This is a genomic window from Geminisphaera colitermitum TAV2 (assembly GCF_000171235.2).
Taxonomy (GTDB): Bacteria; Verrucomicrobiota; Verrucomicrobiia; order Opitutales; family Opitutaceae; genus Geminisphaera; species Geminisphaera colitermitum.
On the sequence record NZ_ABEA03000010.1, the window covers coordinates 28017 to 46589 of the forward strand.

The 18573-nt window shown below is 61.1% G+C and carries 13 protein-coding genes; 9 read left to right on the plus strand and 4 right to left on the minus strand.

Going from position 1 to position 18573, the window contains the following annotated elements; genetic code table 11:
* The first annotated feature begins 102 nt into the window (after nucleotides 1–102).
* Entirely contained in the window at nucleotides 103–4344 is a 4242-nt protein-coding gene (locus OBACDRAFT_RS01795; protein ID WP_052360844.1) for a S8 family serine peptidase, read from the plus strand.
* A 401-nt stretch (nucleotides 4345–4745) separates the two neighbouring features.
* Here the strand turns inward: OBACDRAFT_RS01795 and carB are convergent, their stop codons facing one another.
* From carB to OBACDRAFT_RS01810, 3 genes are all read right to left on the minus strand, one after another.
* Nucleotides 4746–8147, minus strand: coding sequence for a carbamoyl-phosphate synthase large subunit (gene carB, locus OBACDRAFT_RS29150; protein ID WP_043582396.1), 3402 nt, complete (start codon nucleotides 8145–8147; stop codon nucleotides 4746–4748).
* Between the two features lie 392 nt (nucleotides 8148–8539).
* The gene (locus OBACDRAFT_RS01805; protein ID WP_043582397.1) at nucleotides 8540–9097 is read right to left on the minus strand and encodes a Uma2 family endonuclease; all 558 of its coding nucleotides are present in this window, start codon (nucleotides 9095–9097) and stop codon (nucleotides 8540–8542) included.
* Nucleotides 9098–9154: 57 nt separating this feature from the next.
* Nucleotides 9155–10558: a Y-family DNA polymerase gene (locus OBACDRAFT_RS01810; protein WP_232766534.1), complete on the minus strand. Its 1404-nt coding sequence runs from the start codon at nucleotides 10556–10558 to the stop codon at nucleotides 9155–9157.
* Between the two features lie 331 nt (nucleotides 10559–10889).
* Here OBACDRAFT_RS01810 and OBACDRAFT_RS01815 point away from each other — a divergent pair, with 331 nt between their 5' ends.
* The 8 genes from OBACDRAFT_RS01815 (at nucleotide 10890) to OBACDRAFT_RS01845 (ending at nucleotide 17601) form a co-directional block, all read left to right on the plus strand.
* Complete coding sequence (locus OBACDRAFT_RS01815) at nucleotides 10890–11720, plus strand: formylglycine-generating enzyme family protein (RefSeq protein ID WP_332835102.1); 831 nt, start codon at nucleotides 10890–10892, stop codon at nucleotides 11718–11720.
* Between the two features lie 435 nt (nucleotides 11721–12155).
* A complete protein-coding gene (locus tag OBACDRAFT_RS31035; RefSeq protein WP_332835103.1) occupies nucleotides 12156–12344 on the plus strand; it encodes a hypothetical protein in 189 nt (62 codons plus the stop codon).
* Between the two features lie 396 nt (nucleotides 12345–12740).
* Complete coding sequence (locus tag OBACDRAFT_RS01820; RefSeq protein ID WP_081721756.1) at nucleotides 12741–13124, plus strand: GxxExxY protein; 384 nt, start codon at nucleotides 12741–12743, stop codon at nucleotides 13122–13124.
* Between the two features lie 180 nt (nucleotides 13125–13304).
* Nucleotides 13305–13661 (plus strand): diversity-generating retroelement protein Avd, encoded by a 357-nt coding sequence (gene avd, locus OBACDRAFT_RS01825; RefSeq protein ID WP_043582399.1) that lies wholly within the window; start codon nucleotides 13305–13307, stop codon nucleotides 13659–13661.
* Between the two features lie 150 nt (nucleotides 13662–13811).
* On the plus strand, nucleotides 13812–14888 hold the full coding sequence (locus OBACDRAFT_RS01830) for a reverse transcriptase/maturase family protein (protein WP_043582400.1): 1077 nt from the start codon (nucleotides 13812–13814) through the stop codon (nucleotides 14886–14888).
* Between the two features lie 30 nt (nucleotides 14889–14918).
* Complete coding sequence (gene cysK / locus OBACDRAFT_RS01835; protein WP_043582401.1) at nucleotides 14919–15896, plus strand: cysteine synthase A; 978 nt, start codon at nucleotides 14919–14921, stop codon at nucleotides 15894–15896.
* Between the two features lie 230 nt (nucleotides 15897–16126).
* Nucleotides 16127–16843 carry an RNA polymerase sigma factor gene (locus tag OBACDRAFT_RS01840; protein WP_043582402.1) on the plus strand — a complete coding sequence of 239 codons (717 nt, stop codon included), beginning with the start codon at nucleotides 16127–16129 and terminating at the stop codon, nucleotides 16841–16843.
* Nucleotides 16844–16896: 53 nt separating this feature from the next.
* Nucleotides 16897–17601 carry a hypothetical protein gene (locus tag OBACDRAFT_RS01845; RefSeq protein ID WP_232766536.1) on the plus strand — a complete coding sequence of 235 codons (705 nt, stop codon included), beginning with the start codon at nucleotides 16897–16899 and terminating at the stop codon, nucleotides 17599–17601.
* Between the two features lie 174 nt (nucleotides 17602–17775).
* Here the strand turns inward: OBACDRAFT_RS01845 and OBACDRAFT_RS01850 are convergent, their stop codons facing one another.
* Nucleotides 17776–18564 carry a hydroxypyruvate isomerase family protein gene (locus tag OBACDRAFT_RS01850; RefSeq protein WP_043582404.1) on the minus strand — a complete coding sequence of 263 codons (789 nt, stop codon included), beginning with the start codon at nucleotides 18562–18564 and terminating at the stop codon, nucleotides 17776–17778.
* Between the last annotated feature and the right edge of the window lie 9 nt (nucleotides 18565–18573).

The window sequence follows — 18573 nt, forward strand, 5'->3', positions numbered from 1 at the left end:
AAAACGCAACCATTCGCTAGTCAGACGGTTGCCTTTTCGTCCGGTCCGGACGTCGTCCCGTCAGATGCCTCGGACGCAGGCGCAGAAGAGGAAATTGGTCCGGTGAATTTCGCCCCCGTGTCGTTTGTGCCTGTCGTGACCGCCGCCGATCAGTCGCGGTTATCCGCCGCCAGTCCCGCCCCGTCCAATCCCACGCCGGTTTACGCAGGACTGCCGCCTGAAACCGTTTGGCGAGTGCCGGCCAATGCCGATGGCGTCGATTATATCGTGGCTCTCGATGAACTTTATTTGCCGGCGCGCTCCGATCTTCCCGGCAACACGCTTCGGCTCACCTCTCCCGCGGCCGATTTGCCGGTGCTGCTTCGAATCGCCTCCGAACACGCCCCCGCAGACGCCGCTTTATCCGCCGCCCAGCCGAACCTTGTCCTTTATCCGGCGGATTCCCCGCGCAGTGAGTCGCAACGCCTCCTCGTGACCATGCAGGTGTGGATCGAAACGGATTTGCCCTCCTCCGCTTCCACCTCGACGAGCCCCGCCCCTGCCGCGCTTTCCGCACGCGCCGCCGAACTTGGTCTCGTCCGCCTTCAGCCCGTCACGTATTCACCCGGCACCTACATCGCTGATGTCGCCGGCGACCCTGCCCAGCCGCTCCGCGCCGCCGCCGCGCTTTCGCAAATGCCCGGTGTGCGTCTGGCCATGCCCGTGCTTGCGCCGCGCCTCGCGCCCGCAGCCATCCCCAACGATCCCCTCTTTTCCCGTCAGTGGCATCTCTACAACAACGGACAGCAGGGGGGCAAAGCCGGTTGCGATATCAACGTCCTGTCCGTCTGGGATCAGGGCTACAGCGGCGCCGATTCCGGCTCCGGCCTTGAACCTGCCACGCCTGTGCGCATTGGCATCGTCGACGATGGTATTCAGATGAGCATTACCGATGTCGCCGACTGGCCGTATCCACCCGAAAGCGATCACCCCGACCTCAAACAAAACCTTGGCGGCAAACACAAAGACTGGCTCGCCCCCATTGAAGCTTCCCTGCGCGCCGCCAATCCCCACTACCAGTTCATCGAGGCCGGCAAACACGGCACCCCCGTTGCCGGCCTCGCTGCTGCGCGCGGCAACAACACCCTTGGCCTGACCGGTGTTGCCCCCCGCTCCAGCCTCACCCGCCTCCGCGTCCTCGGCCACGAGAAGAGCACACCTGCCCTCATTGCCGAGGCTCTCGTGTGGGATTGTCCCGCGGCCGACATGATTGAACAAAACGGCGTCAAATACCCGCCGCTCGACGACGTGATTCACGTCAAGAACAACAGTTGGGGCCCCTACACGACAAAACCCTCCGAGTGGCCCGCATGGACCACCTATAAACCCATCTTCGACGCCCTCGCCACCGGCGTCCGCCAAGGCCGCTACTGGGCCGGCACGATCTACGTCTTCGCCTCGGGCAATGACCAGCTCATCAACCCCGGCGTCAAAAACCCCGTCGCCGCCGGCAGCATCAACCTCATTCCCGTCGGAGCCGCCGACAACAAAGGCAAAGTCGCCAGCTACAGTCAGGGCGGCCCCCACCTCGTGGTCAGCGCGCCCTGCGATGCCGGTACCGGCGTTGCCACTACCGACCTCACCGGTGACCGCGGTTACAACGCGCTCGCCAGCAAAGTAACCGGCGAAGTTGCCGACCTCGATTACACCACGGGATTCACCGGCACCTCCGCCGCTGCCTCCATCGTCTCCGGCGTCGTTGCCCTCATGCTCGAAGCCAACCCCGACCTCGGCTGGCGCGACGTGAAGGAAATCCTCCTGCGCACCTCCACCCGCACCGGCGGTTCCAACTGGGTGACGCGCGACGGCGGCCAGCCCTCTCTCCCGCTCATCAAACACGATGACCGCATGGGCGGCGGCATCGTCAATGCCACCGAGGCCGTCAAGCTCGCCCGCGCCTGGCAAAACCTTCCCGTCAACCTCTCCACTGAACCCGCGAACGATCCCGTTTACGGTTCCAGTTCGCTTGCCACCACCGCCGCCACCACCCTGCCCGACAAAGGCAGCGCCAAGGCGATTTTCGATTTTTCGCAGACCGGCTCCAACATCCGCGTCGAACACGTCGAATTGGAACTCAAGGTCACGCATTCTCAGCGCGGCGCTCTCACGATCACGCTTCGCTCGCCCTCCGGCGTCACCAGCACCTTCCTCCCCCGTCACGGTCAGGATACCGGCGCCAACGTCCAGACCACCCTCGTCAGCGTCCGTCACTGGGGCGAACTCTCCAAGGGCAAATGGACCCTTACCGTCACCGATGCTGTCACCGACGAACGTATCGGTATCCTTGCCACGGGTACCAAGCTCACTCTCACCGGTGCCCTGCTCACCGAACCTCTTATCAAAGCTCCCGATCAACCTGTCCCCCTCACCATTGTCCCCGTCGGCTCCTCCGCCACTCTCATAACCACCGGCACCGGCCACACGCTCCACTACCAATGGCGACAGAATAACCAGAACATTCCCGTTGCCACCACGCCCACCGCCAATGACCCCGCCCTCGTCATTCCCTCGGCGACGATCTCGCACGGCGGTTCCTACACCTGCCGCGTCAGCAATCTTCTCGGCGCCACCGTCAGCGCCGCCGCCAACCTCACTGTCTATGAAACGACTGCGCAATCCATGACCGCCTCCGCTGGCTCCACCCTTGTTTTCCCGACGCTTGTCAGTGGCACCGGCCTGCAAAACCTCGCCTGGTACCGCGATGGGAAACCCCTCCTCAACGACAACCGTATCAGTGGAGCCAATACAACCCGGCTCACCATCAAAAACCTCACCACCGCCGACAGCGGTGCCTACACCCTTCAGGTCAATGCCGCCGACGGCACATCCCTCAACGGCGGCGCTCACATCCTCGCTCCCGTCAATCTCACTGTCACCCCGCGTCCCGGTGACGAGAACGCCATCGCCATCACCGGCGAAGTCGGACGCGGCCTCGCTCTCTCCGTCCCCGAAGGCGGTGTGAGCTACAGCTACAAAGGCCTGCCCAAAGGACTGAAATACGACAAGAAAACCGGCCTCATCACCCACTACGCCACCACTCCCGGCAGCTATCCGGTGACGCTTACCATCACCTGGCCCGACAAAACCAAGACCACGCTCCCCACCTGGCTTGTCACCATCGAACCCTCCCCGGCTGTCGGCACATTCAACGGCTTCGTGCACCGCTCGCCCTCGCTCAACCAAAACCTCGGAGCCTCTTTTACCCTGACCAGCACGCCTGCCGGTTCGTTCACCGGCAAGCTCACCATCGCCAAGTCCTCCGCCTCCTTCCGCGGCAACCTGAGCCGCCCCGAGACCGGCCCCGCGATCCTCGCCACCACCGTTACTCCGCGCGGCTATCCGCCGCTCGCGCTTTACCTGGAGATTCCGCAAGACGGCACCGCCGCCACCGGCTACCTGCAACCCGTCGGTTCCCCCGCCGATGTTGCCAGCGTCACTGCGTCCCTCGCCAATGGCACTGCCGCCGCCGTCACCGCATGGCGCAATCCTTGGAATAAAAAAACCTTCCCCGCCACCAGCCAGACCGGCGCCTACACCCTGGCAATGGAAAATCCGGTATCCAATCCCGCCCTACAACCCGCCGGCTACACCACCGCGGCGCTCAAGGTGGCGGACGACGGAAAACTCACCTGGACTCTCTATCCCGCGGACGGGTCCTCCGCGCTCAAAGGCAGCACCACGATTTCGTTCGACGGAACTTTCCCGCTCTATGCCGTGGAGAGCACGCCTGCCGGGACGTTCCTTGGCTGGATTACGCTGCCCGACCGGTTTTCAACTGGTTCGATTACGACCGGCGATCTCACTTGGACTCGCGCTCCAGTGACGAGCAGCAAAGGCGTGCAGAGTTACCCGGACGGCTTCGGTCCGCTTCCGCTTACCCTGACGGGCGCGGCCTACGCTCCACCGGCCAAGGGCGCGCTTCTGTTCGGCCTTGTGCCAGAGGACGGCAACCTGCAACTCAAGCTTGTCGAAAACGAAGCGACCGGTATGGGCGAGCAGGGATATTATCTCGACGCGCTTTATTTTGGACTCTGGACCGGCAACAAAATCCGCAACCCCACGATGCCGTTGACTCCTAAGCTCACGCTCAAACCGGCAACGGGTGAATTTAGCGGCAGCCTCACACTGGCCGACCCGAATCCCGCGAACCCAAACAAGACGATCAAGCGCACCGTGAAATTCAACGGCGTGATCCTGCAAAATTGGGATCAGGCGGTTGGTTATTATCTGCTCCCGGTTTCGCCCGCCGGCACGATGCCCGGCCCACTGTCGGGCGAAGCAATCTTGATGCCGAAGGTGGAGTGAGCCAACAAATCAAACCGTAACCGCGAATGAACGCGAATAGACGCGAATAACTGAGGTTACGTGGAACATTGTGGCGCGGGCGTCTCGCCCGCATCTGAGGAATGTGCCTCTCAGCCTTGTTCCAGGGCGGCGCTCCGCGCCGTTTGCGGGCGAGACGCCCGCGCCACGCGTAGGGGCTTCGCTTGCGAAGCCCGCGTATGCAGGACGTGGCCTCAAATGGCGTGCGCGGGCGTCGCAAGCGACGCCCCTACAGCGGGCGAGACGCCCGCGCCACTTTCCAAGCATACGTAACGTCAGTGAACCCTGTCATGTTATTCGCGTTTCATTCGCGACCATTCGCGGTTGCTTCGGCGAAGCAGGCAGGGGATTCGCAAGCGAAGTCCCCCCCCCCCTGCGACGGATCACGCCAGAGTGACGTTGCCTTTGTAGTGCTGGATGGGACGGACGCCGATGCGCTGGCTCTTGAGCGCCTTGATGCCGGAGAGCGCGGCGAAGGCGCCTGTAATGGTCGTCATGATACACACACTGTGCGCATAGGCGGCGGAACGAATCTTGTTCTCGTCCTGACGCGGGATCATGCCGCTGGGCGTGTTGATCACGAGCTGGATCTGGTTGTTCTTGATCATGTCGATCGTGTTGGGACGGCCTTCATCGATCTTGGCAAGGCGCGTCACGGGCACGCCGCAATCGGCAAGGTGCTGCGCGGTGCCGCTGGTGGAGTAAATCGTGAAACCGAGCTTGATCAACTGGCGGGCGAGATCGACGGCGCGCTTCTTGTCGCTGTCCTTGACGGAGAGAAACACGTTGCCGCCGGTCGGCAGCGGAGGACGCGCGGCGGCCTGCGCCTTGGCGAAGGCCACGCCGAGGTCGGCATCAAGTCCCATCACCTCGCCGGTGGAGCGCATCTCGGGGCCAAGCGTGATGGTGGAGCCGGGGAAACGAACAAAGGGGAACACGGCCTCCTTCACGCACCAGTGCTTGGGCGTCTGCTCATGCGTGAAGCCAAGGTCGGCGAGTTTTTGGCCGGTCATGATCTTGGCGGCGAGTTTGGCGAGGGGCACGCCGATGGCCTTGGCGACGAAGGGCACGGTGCGCGAGGCGCGAGGGTTGACCTCAAGGACGTAGAGTTCGTTGTCCTTGATCGCAAACTGGATGTTCATGAGGCCGATGACGTTGAGTTCGCGGGCGAGGGCGTGCGTGGCCTTGCGAACGGTCTCCAGCATGGCGCGCCCGAGGGTGTGCGGGGGCATGACCATGGAGGCATCGCCGGAGTGCACGCCAGCGAACTCGATGTGCTCCAACATGCCGCCGATGACGGAGGTAGTGCCGTCGCTGATACAATCGACGTCGAGTTCGATGGCGTCTTCGAGGAACTTGTCGATGAGCACGGGCTTGTCGGGCATGACCTCGAAGGCCTGGCGGATGACGGCCTTGAATTCGTCTTCGTTGTAAACGATGAACATGCCGCGTCCGCCGAGCACGAACGAAGGGCGGAGGAGGACGGGGAACCCGACTTCCTTGGCGAAAACGAGCGCCTCGGTCTCGTTCATCGCGGTGCGGTTGGCGGGTTGTTGCAGGTTGAGCTTGTGGAGGATGGCGGCGAAGAGTTTGCGGTCTTCGGCGATTTCGATGGATTCGGGCGAGGTGCCGATGATGTTGACGCCGTTGGCCTTGAGGGCGGAGGCGAGGTTGAGCGGGGTTTGTCCGCCGAATTGCACGATGGCGCCGTCGCACTGTTCCTGCTGGTAGATTTCGAGGACGTCTTCGAGGGTGAGCGGTTCGAAGTAGAGGCGGTCGGAGGTGTCGTAGTCGGTGGAGACGGTTTCGGGGTTGGAGTTGACCATGACGCTTTCGTAGCCGATCTCGCGCAGGGCGAAGGAGGCGTGGACGCAACAGTAGTCAAACTCGATGCCCTGGCCGATGCGGTTGGGGCCGCCGCCGAGGATCATGATTTTCTTTTTTCCGGTCGGCGGGAGGACTTCGTTTTCGTCGCCGTAGCTGGAATAATAATACGGGGTGAACGCCTCGAACTCGGCGGCGCATGTATCCACAAGTCGATACGTGGTGCCGATGCCGGCGGCCTTGCGCGCGGCGCGCACGGTGGCGAGGTCGGAGCCGAGGTAGTGCGCGAGTTGGACGTCGGAGAAGCCGAATTGCTTGGCGCGGCGGAAGAGCGCGACAGGGAGGGGGGGGGGGGGGGGGGGCGGCGCTACGCGCCGAACGTCGAACGCCGAACGTCCAACATCCAACGTCGAAGTGCCGGAATTGGATGCGAGTGTGGACGGGAGCGACTGCCGGGCTTGAGTGCCGTCGGTTGGATGTTGGATGTTGGGCGTTCGATGTTCGATGTTCGGCGAAGCCGCGGCTTTGATCTGCGTTTCCAGTTCGTAGATTTCGCGGAGTTGGGTGAGGAACCAGGGGTCGATTTTCGAGAGGTCGAAAATCTGTTCCACGGTGTAGCCGGCCATGAAGGCGTAGCGGATGTAAAAGATGCGCTCGAAGTTGGGCGTGGCGAGTTTGCTGCGGATGAGCTTGTCGTCGGGTGCTTCGTCGAGGCCGTATTTGCCGCCGCCGCCGAAGCCGCGCGCGCCGATTTCGAGGGAGCGGAGCGCCTTTTGCATCGACTCCTTGAAGGTGCGTCCGATGGCCATGGCTTCGCCGACGGACTTCATGGCGGAGGTAAGCATGGTGTCGGCGCCGGGGAATTTTTCGAAGGTGAAGCGCGGGATTTTGGTGACGACGTAGTCGATGGTGGGTTCGAAGGAGGCGGGGGTGAGGCGCGTGATGTCGTTGCGCAATTCGTCGAGCGTGTAGCCGACGGCGAGTTTGGCGGCGATCTTGGCGATGGGGAATCCGGTGGCTTTGGAGGCGAGGGCGGAGGAGCGGGAGACGCGGGGGTTCATCTCGATGACAACCTGGCGACCTGTCTTGGGGTCGATGGAAAACTGGATGTTGGAGCCGCCGGTTTCGACGCCGATTTCGCGGATGACGGCGAAGGAGGCGTCGCGCATGACTTGATACTCTTTGTCGGTGAGCGTCATGGCGGGGGCGACGGTGATGGAGTCGCCGGTGTGGACGCCCATGGGGTCGAAGTTTTCGATGGAGCAGATGACGACGCACTGGTCCTTGTGGTCGCGCATGACTTCCATCTCGTATTCTTTCCAGCCGAGCAGGCACTCTTCGACGAGCACTTCATGGACGGGGGAGAGGTCGAGGCCGTTGGCGACGATTTGCTCGAATTCTTCCTTGTTGTAGGCGATGCCGCCGCCGGAGCCGCCGAGGGTGAAGGAGGGTCGGATGATGAGGGGATAGTTGCCGATTTCCTCGGCGGCGGCGCGGGCCGCGTCCATGCTTTTGACGGTGCGCGAGCGGGCAACGTCGAGGCCGATCTTGAGCATGGCTTGCTTGAAGAGTTCGCGGTCTTCGCCTTTGGCGATGGCGGCGGGTTTGGCGCCGATCATCTCGACGCCGTGTTTTTGGAGGATGCCTTTCTCGTGCAGTTGCATCGAGAGATTGAGCGCGGTCTGGCCGCCGAGGGTGGGGAGGAGGGCCGAGGGTTTTTCGGTTTCGATGATCTTTTCGAGCATCTCGACCGTGAGGGGCTCGATGTAGGTGACGTCGGCAAATTCCGGGTCGGTCATGATGGTGGCCGGGTTGGAATTTACGAGGATGACGCGGTAGCCTTCCTCTCGCAAAGCTTTGCAGGCTTGAGTGCCGGAGTAATCAAACTCGCAGGCTTGGCCGATCACAATGGGACCGGCACCAATGATGAGGATGGACTTCAGATCAGTGCGCTTGGGCATGGACGTGGATTTCGTGGAGGGTTGCGACCGGTGGGCAGTCTGCGCAAGTGGAAAGCCCGAGAAATTCCTAGTTTGCGCGGTGAATATGAGAAATACGCACGAGCAGGCTTTTGTTGCAGTTTTTTTGCTTATATTGGGGGAGCCCAACCACGAATTACGCGGAGCGGCTGTACCGCAAGCGAAGTGGCGGAAGGAATGGCCACAAGAAACACAAAGAAACAAGCGGCGCATGGAATCCTCCATTGCGCATATAAGCGCGCGAGCGTCTCGCCCGCAACTGTTGCCACTCAGCCTGAGACCGCGACATCCTTACCGGCACCGGTGAATGCCAGGCTGGGGCCTGCACTCCCAGAGGCGCATCGCGTGTGTAGTGGACCGTCAACTACAACCGGTCACGACGCGTTGAACAGTTCCGTCACTCCGATGCTCAGGCCCGGCAGCAACGCGCTCGCCAGCTTACGCCCGCTCCTCAACGTGGCGACCGGAGTGTCCGCGTTCTCCTCCAGGTTGTAAACTTTCACCACCCGCGCCATTGGGTCGATGATCCAGTATTCGAGCACCCCCGTCCGCGCATAAACATCCCGTTTCACTCCCAGATCGTATTTCGATGTGGAGGGGGACAAAATCTCCACCACCAAATCGGGCGCGCCGTTTGCCCCTTCGTCTGTCAGGTAGCAGTAACGTTCCTTGGAAAAATAACTCAGGTCGGGTTGATACACGTTGAGGTCGGACAGATACACGTCGAACGGGCCGGCATAGACTTTGCCGATCTGATTTTGTTTAAGATAAATGGTAAATTCTCCTGCGAGGAAGATCAGGATTCCTTGGTGAAAACGGTTGGGGGCTGGCGCCATGTGGAGGTCTCCTTCGATGAGTTGATAACGCGGTCCGTATTCCGGGAGTTCCCGGTAATCGTGGGCGGTAAGCGGACGGTATGCAGCGACTGGCATGGCAATGCATGATACGTTACAAATTGGCCGCGTCAAGGGTGCCTCCTCATTCCGGAATCAGTGGCGAAGTTGGTGGCCGTGGCGGACAAGGGGAGGGGAGCCTTTGGCAGCGGTGGCGTTGAGTTTGTCGAGGACGGCAGCGAGTTGGCGGCGTTTTTCGTCGGTCCGGGCAAACATGTCGAGTTGCACGCCGTCGGCGGCATCGACGCCGGAGAGTTTCACGCTGACGAGTCGCAGGGGACGGTGCTGCAACCAGGCTTGGCGGAGGAGCGGGGCAACGTGGGGATAAAAGAGGGTTTCAAGGTCGGTGGCGTCGGACAGGCTGTGCGCGGCGGAGCGTTGGGTGAAGTCACCGTAACGCACTTTGACGGTAAGGGTCCGCACGCGTTTGCCGTCGGCGCGGATGTCGGGCATGAGTTCGTCGATCATGCCCTTGGCCACGCTTTCGATGGTGGCGAAATCTCCGACGTCGGCAGGGAATGTTTCTTGTTTGGAGTAGCTTTTGGCGTCCTCGTGGTCGGTGTGCACGGGGCGGTCGTCTTCGCCGCGTGCGGCGGCAACGAGGTCGGGCCAGCCGGAGCCGAGCGTGGCGGCGAGTTCGCGTTCGCCGGTGGCCCCGGCACCGGGCGCGAGGCAGCGGGCGGCAAGGGTTGTAATGTCACTGACGATACGCAGGCCGCGGGCGTTGAGTGTTTCCTCCGTTTTCTGGCCGACGCCGGGGAGTTTGCCGATGGAGAGCGGGGCGAGGAAGGCGGCTTCTTCGCCGGGCGGCACGACGACGAAGCCGCGGGGTTTGCGAAGTTTGGAGGCGATTTGGGCAACAAGGCGGTTGGTCGCGATGCCCATGGAGACGGGGATTTGCAGTTGTTGCCAGATGCGGTTTTGCAGGTCGCGGATGGCGGCGACGATTTCATCCTGCGTCTTGAAACCGCACATCGTCACGTCGAGGTAGCCTTCATCGATGGAATTGCGCTGGACGATGGGGGTGAGGTTTTCGCAGAGGTCAAACATGCGGCGCGACACGTCGCCGTAACTGCCTTTGTGCGGGAGGAGGATGAGGTCGGGGCAGATTTTGAGGGCGCGGGCGGTGGGCATGGGCGTGTAAACTCCGCAGGCGCGCGCCTCGTAGCTGGCGGAGGCAATGATGCCGCGTTCGCGTCCGCCGACCGCGACTTTCTTGCCGCGATACTGAGGCTGCAACGCCAGCTCGACCGACACGAAAAACGCGTCGGCGTCGAGGTGCACGATGTTGGGCAGCGGGCGGCTCATGCGTCGAACATCCAACATCGAACGCCGAACGTCCAACATCCAATCTGATGTTGCGCAGAGTTTGGGAAGTGGCGCGGGCGTCCCGCCCGCTTCGGGAGCGCCGGGCACCAGTCCGGCACCTGATGCGGGCGAGACGCCCGCGCCCCGCGTAGGGGCTTCGCTTGCGAAGCCCGCGAATGCAGGACGTGGCATCGAATGGCGTGCGCGGGCGTCGCAAGCGACGCCCCTACAGCGGGCGAGACGCCCGCGCCACTTTGCCATCAGCACGATGCCGGCAGGATGCCGCGCCGCCTGTCCCTCCCCCCCCCCCGCGCACTAAATATATAATACAGCGAAAGCCTTATTGTTATATGTATAGTAGGTAGGTGATTCACCTGACATGTAGTGTATAAAGCGAAAAATATCTGAATAAAACGGTTGATAAAGAGGTGGAGGGAGGCAGAGTAGAGAGGCTGAACCGGTCGCGGCCAGATCCGTGACGGTGCAGATTCAACATCAACAAGATCATCAACAAACGACAGTCATGAGTATTCAAAATAATGATATGATAAGCGCAGGTCCGCTTTGGCGGGCGCTGCTCGTTCCCCTCGCGGGAGCGTTAATGACGCTGGGGGCCGTGACAACGGCCTTCGCCGCAACTCCAGGATCGCAGCTCATCACCATGCCGACCGTGACGGTGGGCGACATTGGCAACGTTGCCGATTCGACTGGCTTCGGTTCGGTGAGCTACGAGTATCAGATTGGGAAGTATGAGGTGACGAACGGGCAATATGCGGCGTTTTTGAACGCCGTGGGCGTGACCAGCACGAACAACGCGCTTGGGCTCTACAACAGCAACATGGGCAGCAATGCCAGCTACGGTGGCATCACATGGAACGCAGGCAGCAGCCAATACGAGGCGAAGACCGGGTGGGAGAACAAGGCCGTGAATTACGTATCGTTTTACGATGCGGCGCGGTTCACGAATTGGCTGACGACCGGGGACACGGAGAACGGGCTGTACACGTTTAACGGAGCGACGAGTATCACGATCAATCCGGACCATGCAGCCAGCAGCGGCTGGGCAGTGGCGAGCGAGGACGAGTGGTATAAAGCGGCGTATTACAATGGAGACGGGACGTATCACACGTATCCGGTGACAGGGTCCCTGAACCAGACCACGGCGAATTACTATAGCGGTGGGTATGCGATGCCTGGAGGGACGTATATAGCGGATGTGGATTATTATGATGATGTGACTGGAGCTGGTTCGACGTATGGTACGTTCCAGCAGGGGGGCAACGTTTATGAGTGGAGTGATACGCTTATAAACGGAACTGCCCGTGGGGTGCGTGGCGGCTCGTTCGACATATAACGTTACGCTCCTCGCCTCTTCGGCCCGCTACCTCGACGCTCCCGCCGGCGAGTGCTCGACTCCATCGGTTTTCGTGTCGTGTCGTTGTCCAGCCTTGACGGCCCCCAAGTGCCCGAGCCGAATGATATAGCGGCTATAATTGGAGTGTTGATGTTAGGAGTCGTTTTGATGAGAAAGGGGGGCCGCCGCACCCTTTAGGCTTTTACCCTTTTACCCTTTATGAATGGACCCGCGAAAGCGGGGCCATTTCGGGGGGACTGGGGGGCTTGCCCCCCAGTGTTCTTTGAATCCGAAACCGGCGAAGCCGGTCGAAAAAAAATTTAACCACGGAGGACACGGAGGAACACGGAGAAAAGGCAGGAAGGTTTTTGTAATTATAAAAGCTGACTTTTCTCGGCTTGAACCTCCGTGTCCTCCGTGGTTTAAAAAAGCTCCGTGGTTAAAGAAACTTGGGGGTTCCGGGACACTTATGCCCGTGGGGTGCGTGGCGGCTCGTTCAACAATAACGATACGAACCTCGCCTCTTCGGCCCGCAACAACAACGATCCCGCCAACGAGAACAACAACATCGGTTTTCGTGTCGTGTCGTTGTCCAGCCTTCGGAACAGGCGTCCAGCCTGGTAGGCCAGAACGACGTGTGGTGTGGCACGGATTAAATGCCGTGCTCGCTCACGCCGCCGTGCCGTTATCAGGAAGGCACCCGGCGCTCCCGCGCGGAGGAAAGAGGGGACACATGGCGACGAAGCGCAAGTCTCGTCCGCCCCCCTTCCGGCCTCCGGGCAAATAACACCCGTGCCCGGCTGCGGCTATGTAGGCGAGGCGACTCGCCCAACGACGCGGCCGGGCCTTCTTTTTTCAAGAAAACAAACCTTCAAGCCTTCAAACCTTTTAAACCACGGAGGACACGGAGGAACACGGAGAAAAGGCAGGAAGGTTTTTGTAATTATAAAAGCTGTCTTTCCTCGGCTTGAACCTCCGTGCCCTCCGTGTCCTCCGTGGTTTAAAAAAACAAAAAAATCCATGAACACCAAAATTGAACAGGAAGCATTGACTGAGAAAATCATCGGCGCGGCCATCGAAGTGCACAAGCAACTCGGTCCGGGCTTGCTTGAATCCGCCTACGAAGCCGCCCTTGCGCTGGAACTGGCGCTGCGCGGAGTCGGGCTGGAGAAGCAAAGGGTGCTTCCGGTTAGCTACAAGGGAACCCCGATCGAGATCGGTTATCGCATCGATCTTCTGGTCGAGGGCAAGATCGTCGTCGAACTCAAGGCCGTGGAGGCCCTGCATCCGCTCCATGAGGCGCAGCTCCTCACTTACCTGAAACTTTCGGGCTGCAAGGTGGGGCTCCTGATCAATTTCAATGTTCCTCTCTTGAAAAACGGCATCGTCCGCCGGGTGCTGTGATTTTTTTCCCAAACCTTTTTAACCACGGAGGACACGGAGGAACACGGAGAAAAGGCAGGAGGGTTTTTGTAATTATAAAAGCTGACTTCTCTCGGCTTGAACCTCCGTGCCCTCCGTGTCCTCCGTGGTTAAAATTTTCTGCGTCGTATCCTCCGTGGTTCATTAAAAAAAAGCCCGAATATGTCGAATGCATCGAAATCGGCCAATGAGCCCGTGTTGCTGGCGCGCTGGTATGACTACATGAAGTGGCTGCTGGACCGGGTGGACGGCTTTCCGAAAAACCAGCGGTTTATCTTTGGCACGCGGCTGGCGGACGCGGCGCTGGACATCCATGAGTTGCTGGTGGAGGCGAGCTACACGCGGGAGAAGGCGGAGTTGCTGCGCCGGGTCAACGTGCGGGTGGAAAAGTTGCGCTGGCTGGTGCGGCTGGCGAAAGACCGCCGCCTCATCACGTCGCGCCAATACGAATACAGCGCCGAGCAGTTGACCGGCTGCGGCAAAATGCTCGGCGGCTGGATTAAAAACACTGAACGCTAATGACTGAAAAACAGAAATTTAACCACGGAGGACACGGAGGAACACGGAGTTTCAAACCGAGGGAAGGATGTATTTTCTAATAAATACAATTTCCTGTCTTTTCTCCGTGTTCCTCCGTGTCCTCCGTGGTTTAAAAATCAGGACTTCCCCATGCCCCGAAAGCACCGTCACCTGTTCGAGAAGGTAATCACGCTGGAAAACCTGTTTGCCGCCGCCGAAAACGCGTCGCGTGGCAGGAGCGGCAAGGTGCCGGTGGCGCGAGGATTTGCGGAACTGGAAAAGACCGTCGTCACGCTGCGAGACGAATTGCTGGCGGGCACGTGGCAGCCGGGCCGGTATTATTACTTCACGATCACCGACCCGAAAGAGCGTGAGGTGGCCGCCGCGCCGTTCCGCGATCGCGTGGTGCACCATGCGCTGGTGCGCGTGCTGGAGCCGATTTTCGAACCGCGTTTCATCGCGGATTCCTTCGCGTGCCGCCCCGGCAAGGGCACCCACGCCGCGCTCGCCCGCGCCCGCGAGTTCACCCGCCGCCACCGCTACTGCCTCAAGTGCGACATCAAAAAATATTTCCCCAACATCGACCACGCGCTGCTCCTGCGCGAGGTCGGGCGGGCGGTGGACGACGCGAGGGTGCTCGAACTCATCGGGCGCATCCTCGCCAGCCATGCCGACGGCGCGGCGCAGGAATGGCGGGCGGGGGCCGGTTTGTTCGACGTGGAGCAACGCCCGCGAGGCTTGCCCATCGGAAACCTCACCAGCCAGTTTCTGGCCAACGTACACCTGCACCCGCTCGACCTGTTCGTGAAGCAGACGTTGCGCGTGAAAGGCTACGTGCGCTACGTGGACGACTTTTTGCTTTTCGGCGACGACCGCGCCGCGCTCAAGGCGCACGGCCAGCGGGTGCGCGAGTTCGTCAGGACGCTGCGCCTGCGGGTGCATCCGGACAAGTTCCGGCTCTCGCGCACGGAGCAGGGCGTGGATTTTGTGGGTTTTGTGGCCTTTCCTGACGGGCGTATCCGCGTGCGCGACAGCAACGTGCGCCGCTTCACGCGCCGCCTGCGGCGGCAGGCGTGGTGCGTACGCACGGGGAGGATGGATTTTGACGACCTGTGCCAGCGGGCGTGTTCGTGGGCCGCCCACGCGGGCCATGCGCAGAGCCGGGGGTTGTTGCAGGATATTTTTTCCGGAATTTTCCATTTGCCAAATAAAGGCTCATGGGCCTAATCATTGGCAAGTTCACCAAAATACCAAACTATGGCTCGCATCTATAACGACATCACCGAGACGATTGGCAATACACCGCTCGTCCGCCTCAACCGCACCGCCGCCGCTCATGGCGCCCAAGCCGAGATCCTTCTCAAACTGGAGTTCTTTAATCCGCTCTCCTCCGTTAAGGACCGCATCGGTTTCGCCATGATCGACGAGGCCCTGAAATCCGGCCGTATCAACAAGGACACGATCCTCATCGAACCCACCTCCGGCAACACCGGCATTGCGCTCGCCTTTGTCGCCGCCGCCAAGGGTCTCAAGCTTATCCTCACCATGCCCGAGACGATGTCGCTCGAACGCCGCAAGCTCTTGAAAGTTCTCGGCGCCAAGCTCGTTCTCACCGAAGGCAGCAAGGGCATGAAGGGCGCCATCGCCAAGGCCGAGGAACTCAACAAGCAGATCGCCAACAGCGTCGTGCTCCAGCAATTTGCCAATCCCGACAATCCCGAAATCCACCGCAAGACGACCGCCGAGGAAATCTGGCGCGACACCGATGGCGCAGTCGATTTTGTCGTTTCGGGCGTCGGCACCGGCGGCACCATCACCGGCGTCGGCGAAGTGCTCAAATCCCGCAAGCCCGGCGTCAAACTCGTCGCCGTCGAACCTGCCGGCTCCCCCGTCCTTTCCGGTGGCAACCCCGGCCCGCACAAGCTTCAGGGCATCGGCGCTGGCTTCATTCCCTCGGTGCTCAACACCAAGATCATCGACGAAATCATCCAGGTGAAGGAAGACGACTCGGGGCCCATTTCCAAGCAAGTGAACACCCTTGATGGCATTCCCATCGGCATTTCGTCCGGCGCGGCCGTGTGGGCGGCGATCCAACTCGCCAAGCGTCCGGAGAACAAGGGCAAGAAGATCGTTGCGATCATTCCCTCTGCCGCCGAGCGCTACCTGTCGTCCTGGCTGTTTGCCGACGTCAACGTCGAGAGCGACAACATCGACGCCCTTCTCGCCGCCAAGTAAGGCGGCTTTACGTGGACAGCCCCCTATAAGGAGGGCGGGTCTCCCGACCCGCCGACGGCGCAAAGCGCCGCAATTCCGGATGGGCGCGGCTGCGCCGCGTCTGGCGGGTCGGGAGACCCGCCCTCCTTAGAAAATGCCGCTCCGGGGTAATGCCCGGAGCGGCGTTTTTTTAGTTGGCCTGACTATGGCGGACCTGCCTTTACTCCGCGCCCGCCTTGCCTGCTGTCACCATGAACGACCAACCGCCACCACCCAGTCCATCGCCCGCCGAGTCCTCCCGGACCGGCGAACGCGAAAAACCGGGAACAATCGTCGGACGGGCGCGTCAGAACGCAGAGCAAATGATTTCGACCAAAGCTCAAGAAGTTGCCCTGGACCGCATGTTGGTGGATCGCTTCAAGGACGGCGATGCCTCGGCCTTCGATGAAATGGTATCGCGTTACTGGGACCGCATTTATGCCGTCGTCCATCAACTCCTCCGCAATCATCAGGATGCCGAGGAAGTCACGCAGGACGCTTTCATTCGCGCCCACCGGGGTCTTGTTAATTTCCGCGGCGACTCCGCCTTTTCGACCTGGCTTTACCAGATCGCCACCAACCTCGCCCGCAACCGCTACTGGTATTGGTGGCGCCGCAAGCGCGACAAGACAGTGTCGTTTGACCAGCCTGTCAGCTCCGACAACGAAACGCCGCTTTCGGAGATTTATGCCGCGCCTGTGGAGAGTCCAGACGACATCACCGTCACGCAGGAATTCGTGGACCGCGTGGCCTCGGGCATGGAAAAACTCAACGCCAAGCACCGCGAAATTCTTATCCTGCGAAACGTCAAGAACCTGTCATATGAAGAGATCGGCACGATCCTCGGCATATCCGTCGGCACCGTCAAAAGCCGCATCGCTCGCGCGCGCGATAACCTGCGCGCAACCATGGGAGGAGATTTCAAGTGAAAGACCGTAGATTCAAAGAACTGATCAACCTGTATCTCGATAACGAGATAAGTATGTCCGAGGCCGCCGAACTCGAAGCCGAGTTGCACTGCAATCCAGTCCGCCGCGAGGAATACCACGACTACTGCCGCCTGCAACGAGGCTGCTCCACGCTCTTCGAGACGGAGTGCTCCCGCGCCCCGGCTTCCTTTGCCCTGCATCGCGCCCTCCGCGATGCTGAACGGCGCATCGAACGGCCCGCGTCGTCGGCTGCTTTCTGGCAACGTCGTCAATGGTGGGCTTATGGCAGCGCCGCCGCCGTGGCCGCTTCGCTGGTGCTGGTCGTGGTCCGCTTGCAGCAAGACCCGGACGGTGCCGCCGCATCCGCCCAATACGCCGCCACCGCTCCGGCGCTTGAGGTGGCTCCCGGTGGCAGTGGAGAAGCGCCGCCGCTGGTTGTTGCGGTCAGCGCACCTAGTCCGGTGCGTCCTTCGCATGGCACGTTGCGCGGCATCTCGGTTCCTGGCTGGGTGCTGGTGGCGGCGCACGATGCGAACCGGCAGGGCGAACTGGGCGTTGGTTCCAGTCGTCTGGCGCTGGGTGTCGGCGAGCCGGTGATCAATCTGCCCGAACCCGCCATCAACGCTGATCTCGACCATTACGAACGAGCCGTGGCGTATGAGCCGGTTTCTTCCACCGGACTGCGCGGCTCCACCTCGGCGCTCGGCGCCGGTTCTGGATACAAGGTCGAGATGACCTCGTATCAGTTCCAACGGTAAGTTCACCACCGAGACACAAAGTTCAAACTATACCTGGTAGGGAGGCCTCTCCGAGGCCTCCGCCGTGCGTAGTGTGAAGATGCGAAATTCATAGGTAGATGGAGCGTGGTTTCGGAGGCCTCGGAGAGGCCTCCCTACCGTTAAGACAACGGCTACATTTCAACTGAAAACGCACTACACCCGCGCCAGCGCGTGGGCTCGGGCGAGATCGTCAAGCGGATTGGCCGCCGGGAAAAATTCGTGGCCGACAAAACCGGCATGGCCGGTTTCACGAATCGCACGGAAAATCGCCGGGTAATTGAGTTCCTGCGCGGGATCGTCAAGCGGGCCGCGACCGGGATTGCCTGCCGTGTGGTAGTGCGCAAACCAACGATGATCGCGCCGGATCGTCCGGATAACGTCTCCCTCCATCACCTGCATGTGATAGATGTCGTAGAGCAGTTTCACCGCCGGCGAGTTGACCTGCTCGCAAAGCCGCACGCCCCAAGCCGTGCGGTCGCATTGGTAGCCGGCGTGATCCACACGGCTGTTGAGCAACTCGACGGCGAGCGTCACGCCAGCCTTTTCGGCTTCGGGCGCAATGCGGGAAAGCGTTTCCGCGGCAACGGCGAGGCCGCCGGCATCGGAAGGAGTATCGGTATTTGAATTTCCATGACGGTTGCCGCTGAAGCAGATCAGAACCGGGATGCGCCACTCCACGGCTTTGGCGATGTTGGCGCGCAACTCGTCGAGGATGCGCGGGGCGTTCTCACGACGGTTGAGGCCGTTTTCGATGGTTCCGTGGCCGCCGGTGGTGGCGATGGCAAGGCCGTGCCGCCGGGCGAGCGGCCAGAATTTTTCGTCGATCAACTCGACGCCATCGTAGCCGATCTTCGCGGCCCCGGCGAGCAGGGCCTCCGGCTCGACACCGCGATTGGCGAACGACCACCAGGTGAAGGATTGCTTGAAGGATGCTTTTTGCATGGTGCGGGG